Source organism: Polyangium sp. 15x6, assembly GCF_029960785.1.
Classification (GTDB): Bacteria; Myxococcota_A; Polyangia; order Polyangiales; family Polyangiaceae; genus Polyangium.
Window position 1 is genome coordinate 46469 of record NZ_JASBQE010000086.1, and the last position, 6802, is coordinate 53270.

4 protein-coding genes are annotated in these 6802 nt (G+C 67.6%); 2 read left to right on the plus strand and 2 right to left on the minus strand.

Annotated features, from left to right (window positions below; all coding sequences use genetic code 11):
• Positions 1-9 precede the first annotated feature (9 nt).
• Positions 10-1044, plus strand: a complete 1035-nt coding sequence (locus QHF83_RS40290) for a hypothetical protein (RefSeq protein ID WP_282423401.1) — start codon at positions 10-12, stop codon at positions 1042-1044.
• A 365-nt stretch (positions 1045-1409) separates the two neighbouring features.
• Here the strand turns inward: QHF83_RS40290 and QHF83_RS40295 are convergent, their stop codons facing one another.
• The gene (locus tag QHF83_RS40295; RefSeq protein ID WP_282423402.1) at positions 1410-3101 is read right to left on the minus strand and encodes a serine/threonine-protein kinase; all 1692 of its coding nucleotides are present in this window, start codon (positions 3099-3101) and stop codon (positions 1410-1412) included.
• A gap of 385 nt (positions 3102-3486) precedes the next feature.
• On the minus strand, positions 3487-5046 hold the full coding sequence (locus QHF83_RS40300) for an RtcB family protein (RefSeq protein ID WP_282423403.1): 1560 nt from the start codon (positions 5044-5046) through the stop codon (positions 3487-3489).
• A gap of 394 nt (positions 5047-5440) precedes the next feature.
• On the opposite strand from QHF83_RS40300, the gene QHF83_RS40305 reads away from it, so the two are divergent.
• A complete protein-coding gene (locus tag QHF83_RS40305; RefSeq protein WP_282423404.1) occupies positions 5441-5809 on the plus strand; it encodes a hypothetical protein in 369 nt (122 codons plus the stop codon).
• The last annotated feature ends 993 nt before the right edge of the window (positions 5810-6802 follow it).

The following is a 6802-nucleotide window of genomic DNA, read 5'->3' on the forward strand; positions in this document are numbered from 1 at the left end:
AGAGCGCGCATGCTCTTCCCAAAAATCCGTTCTCCTTGGCTTCTCCTGTCCACGCTGTTGCTCGCATGCGCCGGGAACGACCCCGAGACGCCCGCCCCGCCGCCTCCGCCTCCGCCGCCGCCGGAGCTCGACGCACGGATCGCCGACTGTCTGCGCATCAACGCATGCGAGGCGGAGGGAGGTCAGCCGATCGGCATGCAGGTATGCCTCGGCCACGTCCTCGACGAGCGCTGGACCTGGGCGGCCACCGGTCAGCTGAGCTTCGAGATCGCGAGCCTCGATTGCAAGCTCGCCGCGAAGGACTGCGCCGGCGTCCGCGCCTGCACGCCGCCCAAGGACACGTTCGCCGCCGCATGCGCGGCGCACCCCGCCGACGATCTCTGCGAGGGCGAGACCTGGGTGCTCTGCAATCCCGACGGCGTGCCGACGGGCGCGATGGACTGCGCGGCCGCGGGGCTGTCCTGCAACAAGAACATCTGGGCCGGCTGCGGGGCCGAGACCTGCACGTTCGGCACGACGGAGACGACCTGCGCGGCCGATGATCCCGACGTGCTCGTCCAATGCACCGCCGCAGGCATTCTCAAGCGGATCGATTGCCGCACGCAGTACAACATGGTGCACATCAACGGGCAGGATGAGGAGAAGAGGGTCACGATCGCCGGCGAGACCTGCGGCTTCGATCCCCAACGCAACGACATGGGCTGTATCGGCAAGGGCGAGGCATGCAGCTTCTTCTCGCAAGAATGCAAAGGCGACGTGCTGGAGACCTGCGCAGGCGGGAAGATCGGTCGGCGCGACTGCGCCGCGCTGTCGCCGGAGGGCCAAAGCTGCGGCTTCGTGCAGAGCGGAGCCTTCGCCGGAGGCGCGGCGTGCGGATTCGTCGAGCCAACGTGCGATCTCGGTGCCGCGGAGGCATGCGAGGGGAGCACGGTGTCGTTCTGCAACCTGGGGACACCCGCGAAGGTCGATTGCGAGGCGCAGGGCTTCAGCGGTTGCGAGACGGCCATGCTCGGAGGCAGGACCGTCGCGTATTGCGTGCCCTGAGACGGAGCGGGGCGTCGCCCCGCACCCCAGCAGGGGGCTGTCCGCCCCCTGCACCCCGGACCAGGCACGGCCTGGACCGAAGGCCGAGAAACCGCGCGATGCGCGGTTTCTCGGACGGGCCCGAGGCAAGACCCTCCACCACCTCGCCCGCTGAGACAGCAGCGCTGCCCTACCCTCGATCCGACACGTCCGTGCTGCGGTTTCGACTGGCAAGCCTGTCGCTGGTCTTGCCACGGCCTGTTCGATGAACTGCGCATCGCGCAGTTCATCGACCCCGGGTCCAGCGCTTGCGCTGGTCCGGGTGCAGGGGCGGATAGCCCCTGCTCGGGTCCGGGGTGAAACCCCGGCGCGACGCTGTGCCCTGTCTAAGGCGTCGCCCGTGCTTCGACCGCCGCGGACGCGCTCGTGGCGGGCGCCTCGGGCTCTGCGGGCGCGGGCATGCCGCCGGCTGCCGGGCGCATGTCTGCGCCACGCACTGCGCCTTCGGCGATGTTTTTTTCGCCCCCCGTGGTGAAGGCCATGACGAGCGCGACGATGATGAACACGGCCGTCGTTGCGCTCGCGGCGAACGCCACCGATTTCGCGCCGCGAGGCGCGGGCGGAGCTGGTGCGTAATCCCAGGGGGCCATGCTGTTGCCGATGGGCTCGCCGGCGCTCGGCACGGGGACGCACGGGAGGGACGTGCGCACGGACGGAGGCGGGAGCGCGGGGAAGCTTGGCAGCCGCGGCGGGGCGAGCGCGGTTGCTTCGTCGATGCTCTCATCGGGTTCGAGGAGGGCCGACGTCGGCTTCGTGTCGGGCTCGACGGCGGGCGTCGTGGGTTGCAGCGCCTGGGGGGGCCCTCCGAGTCCCATTTCCCGGGCCTTGCGCAGATCGGTGCTCCCCATCGGGACGGTTCCGCTGCCCATGCAGGAGAACTCGGGATCCCGGAGCATTTCGCAGGGAGGTTCCGCTGGCGCGGCAGGAAGGGCTTTCGGTTCGATGGCTTCCGCGCGCTTCAGGAACGGATCCGACTGGGTGCGGCGCCCCTTGGCCCGCGCGGCGCGGCGGCCCGAATCCTTGCCGATGCAACCGAGCAGAATGGCATCGATGTTCTTGGGAATCGGGCGCGAGCTGTTCGAGACCCGGGACGAGCGCGGGTCGTCGGTGAGCGAGACGCGCTCGTCCTCGTCCCAGCCTTCGCGGCGCTCGCTGTAGGGCGAGAGCGCGGCTTTGAGGTCGACGGCGCGCGGGAAGCGCGAGTCGACGTCCTTGCAGAGGCAGCGCATGATGACGGCCTCGAGCCCGGACGGGATTCTGGCGTGAATCGACGAGGGGAGCGGCGCCGTCTCGCTGCCGAGCACGGCCATGCAGATCTCGGGCGTCGTGGCGCGCTGGAACGGCGCGCGGCCCGTGAGCAGCTTGTACAGAATCGCGCCGAGGGCCCAGATGTCGGCCCGCGCGTCGACCTCCCGCGCCGCGCGCATCTGCTCGGGCGCCATGTACAGCGGCGAGCCCATGATGTCGCCGTTGCTCGTCATCTCCGATTCGCCGTCCTCGGGTACGTGCTTCGAGACGCCGAAATCGAGCACCTTGATGCACGGCGAGCCATCCTCGCGGTGCGTGAGGAACAAGTTCGCAGGCTTGAGATCGCGGTGGACGATTCCGCGACCGTGGGCCTCGGCGAGCGCGTCGCAGGCCTGCATCACGTAAAGGACGGCCTCGTGCACCGGCAGCGGCCCTCGTTTCTTGAGCAGCGCCGAGAGGTCGTCGCCATGGAGCAGCTCCATGACCATGAACGGCGTGCCCGAAGGCAGCCGGCCAATGTCGTACACCTGAGCGACGTGCTCGCTCCGGAGCTTCACGACGACGCGCGCCTCGCGGAAGAAGCGCTCGATGATCTGCGGATGCGTGAGCTCCGACCGGACGAGCTTGATGGCCCGCTCGTCCCGGAGCTCGAGGTGCGTGGCAGCGACCACGACGCCCATGCCACCCATGCCGAGGAGACGCTCGACGCGATACTTCCCCGCGAGGATCTCGCCCACCACGACCGGGCTCCGCACTGCTTCGTTTTCCATATCGCGCCCTATGGCGCATGCTACGAAGGCCACGGAGCGCGGGCCAACAAACCTGGGGCCGCTGCGCCGGGGCTCTGCCCCGGACCCCGCGGGGGCTGTTCGCCCCTCGACCCGAACCAGGGCAAGCCCTGGACTCGAGGTGGAAGAACCGCGCGATGCGCGGTTCTTCCACAGGCCGATGGCAAGACCAGAGACAACGTTGCCCATAGAAAGGGCAGCGCGGCTGTCTTGGTTGGCAGGGGTCGTTCCTCGGCCTGTTCGATGAACTGCGCATCGCGCAGTTCATCGACCCCGGGTCCAGCCCCTGGCTGGTCCGGGTCCAGGGGCGGATAGCCCCTGGTGGGGCCTGGGGCAACGCCCCAGCGCAGCGGCTCCCCGATGAAACTCATCCCTTCACGGTCGCAATCGGCGAGAGCCGCACGACTCGACGTGCGACGCCGGCATCCTCGACGGATTGCACGACCGGTGTGATGGCCTTGTACGCGTATGGTGCCTCTTCCTTCATCCGGCGGTGATACTTCTCGAGGATGTCGCGCCGCCCGCGGAGGGATGGCGCGTCTGGATCGATCGGGGTCACCACGTCGAGCTTCCCGGTCGATTCTCGGTACACGTCGTCGCTCACGTGGCTCGCCTGCCCGCGCGTCAGGCTCCGGCCTGCGCCGTGACAGGCGCTCGCGAGCAGCGCTTCGTTGCCGAGCCCCGCGAGTACCCAGCTCGCGTCGCCCATCGAGCCCGGGATGATCACTGGATGCCCGGTGTACTGGAATGGGCTCTGGAACGGATCCGGCCCGGGTGCGGGCGTCGCGCCTTTCCGATGGAGAAAGCGCCCTGCCTTGCCCTCCGGCTCCCAGATGAGGTTGTGCGGCGCATCGTAGACCAGCCGCGTCTCCACCGTTCGACCGAGGACCTCGCTCATCGCGCGTGCTGCCATCAGCACGAGGAAGAGACGGTTTCCAAAGGCGAAGTTCGCCGCGTTGCGCATCGCGGACAGGTATGCGGCCGCCTCCGCGGCGAGCGGCCCCCGCGTCGGCATCACGTAAAAGCCGTGCGCCGGGTGGGGCAGACCTTTCGGGTAGAGCTCGTGCGCGCGGGCCATGAAATGACCGCCCACCACGTGACCGAGTCCGACGGAGCCCGAGTGCGCCATGATGGTCACGGCCCCGCGGGCGAGGCCGAACTCGTGCGCCGCGTGGCCGTCCACGATCTCGTCCACGCGCTGCAGCTCCACGAAATGGTTCCCGCCGCCGACGGATCCGATCTGGATGTCCCGGCCGTCTCTGGCGCCCGAGGCGCGGATGAAGCTCGCGAATGCGAACGTGTCGTCGGTGGGCAGCGCGCCGTTGAAATGGACCCGCTCGAGATCGTGGAGCTCCCGCGCGGGGTCGTAATGGCGCCAGATTCCGGTACCCTGGTTATCGGCCGCGGTCTCGGCGAGCCCCCAGAGCCCGTCCCGGAGCAGCGCCTCGCGCTGGCGGGGGGACATGGGGATGTTTCGTTGGCCCTGAAAGAAGATGGCCCGCAGGCGCTTCTTCAAGGCGGCCATGTGCGGCGCGAGCTCGTCGTGGGTCACGTCCGTGACGGCGAGGCGCATGCCGCAGCAGACGTCGTTGCCCACGGCGCGCGGGACGACGAATCCACGCGCGTCGGCCACGGTGCCTACGGGGATGCCGGATCCTTTGTGGAAATCCGGCGTGAGCACCACGGCCGCGAGATGGCCCGGCCCCTCGCCCCAGAACGGCGCGATGCGGCCTTTGCGCTCCTCTTCCCAGATGGAGAGGAGCGTGTCTTGAATCGAAACGAATTCGAGGAGCTCAGCGATGCCCTCTGCCTCGACGGAGACATCGGGCCGCGCGATGAGCGTGATGGGAACACCAAAACGACTTTCGATGCGGGCGAGCGCGCTGTCTTGTCGGCGCACGACCGCATCCAGACGAAGATTGCCCATGGCTGCTTTCCCAGGCGCGAGCACGTCCTGCCGTGCGAGCGCCCTGCGAACGAACGAACCCTATCGCGCAGGTCGTGCGTTGCCGCGACGTCGAGCCTGGGAGCGCATCCAATCCAGAGGACGCACGTCTCCTCACGCTCGCACGCCGACGATGCATCGCCGACCCGCGATCCTTTCCTCGGTTCGACGCTTGGGACTGCAGGTCGCCTGACGGCGCCCTCCGCCCCAAACCCCGCTCGTTTGAACTCCGGAGCGCGCCCGAGGAAAGCGCACTTCGCAGCAGCCGCGCCCACGATACGCGAGCGATTCTCATTTGTCAAGGCAGAGCTCGCGCGCATTCCACTGCCGGCATATCGAATGCACGGCGCCCACGGGCACAAGATGCGCAAGCCGGGTGCAACCCGTGTGCACGGTGGAGGACGAGATGGTGCGCGACGATGAAACGAACAACCCTCTCACGCAGGGGAAAGGCCGTACGGACGAGGTCGATCAATCGAAGGGAATCTACCCGTTCGGCAGCCCGCACCCGCCCGACGCGGAGATGCGCCCGCCAGGTTCGCTCGGCGGTGGCTCGTACGACGAATCTGGCCGAGGTGGCGTGTCCTTCGCGCCGGAGCGATCGACCTCGGGTGCCGGCGAAGTCGGCGCGTCGAGCGCACAGCAGAGCGTGGAGCAGGGGCTGTCGGAGGAGGCCGACCGTGCCCCCGAGCCGCAGGAGCCGAAGGGCGCGCTCCCGCCGCACGACGAGCGGAAGCCTCGCTGAGCGGGCCGCCTCTCCGCTCGAGGTCCTCCTCTCTCCTCTCTCTCCTCTCTCTCCTCTCTCTCCTCATCGTTGTTGCGTTGTTGCGTTGACAGCCGGAGGAGCGTCGTCAGCCTCCCTGCCCTCGATCGAGATCGGGAGCGTCGGTCGGTTGACGCCCGGGCGGTGGTGGTTAGGATGACTCTTTGCTGGGAGACAGAGGGCGCCGCGAGGTGCCGTCCTCGGCAGGTCCGCGGAAGAAGGGGGCGGAGAATATTTTCGTCCTTCGCGGATCATTGTCCGTTGACAACACGACCGAGGCCGTTTAGATACGCCCCCCTCGCCGCGAGACAGAGGGCGCCGCAAGGTGCCGTCCTCGGTGAGGATCCAGGGTCCAGAGAATGTGAAAGTGTTCTCGGACCTCGGATAAAAAGATGTTGACAAGGTGAATGAGGCGGTTTAAAAGGCCGCCCCTCGCTGAGGGACGCAGGGCACCGCAAGGTGCCGTCCTCGGTGAGGACCCAGGCTCCGGAGAATGTGAAAATGTTCTCGGACCTCGGATGAAAAGATGTTGACAAGGCGAATGAGGCGGTTTAAAAGGCCGCCCCTCGCTGAGGGACGCAGGGCGCCGCAAGGTGCCGTCCTCAGCGGGTCCCCGAGCCTGAAGGATCTCGAAAGAGATTGCTGACGAGTTCGTGGGTGCCGCGCGGTGCTCCGTATAGAAATATGCAGAGTCCGTGAGACGATTGCTGAGATTGCTGGCGACGGCGGGCCTTCGGGCGCGACGTTTGTTCGAGCAAACGAGGTGAGCTTTGCGAAGCGCCTCGGCTCGGTCCTTGAAAACTGGATTGTACGCAACACGCAATAACGTGTGGTGACGTGGCCCTCGCCTTCGACCTGCGCAAGCACGGTCGAGGCAACACGTCATGCCAATGAGGCATGAGCCGTCACCCGGTCTTTAGCCGGACCGAGGTGACCTCCAGCAAGTTTAACTGGAGAGTTTGATCCTGGCTCAGA

Coding starts and splice junctions, on each gene's coding strand:
- QHF83_RS40290 (WP_282423401.1), top strand. CDS start 10: ATGCTCTTCCCAAAAATCCGTTCTCCTTGGCTTCTCCTGTCCACGCTG.
- QHF83_RS40300 (WP_282423403.1), bottom strand. CDS start 5,046: ATGGGCAATCTTCGTCTGGATGCGGTCGTGCGCCGACAAGACAGCGCG.
- QHF83_RS40295 (WP_282423402.1), bottom strand. CDS start 3,101: ATGGAAAACGAAGCAGTGCGGAGCCCGGTCGTGGTGGGCGAGATCCTC.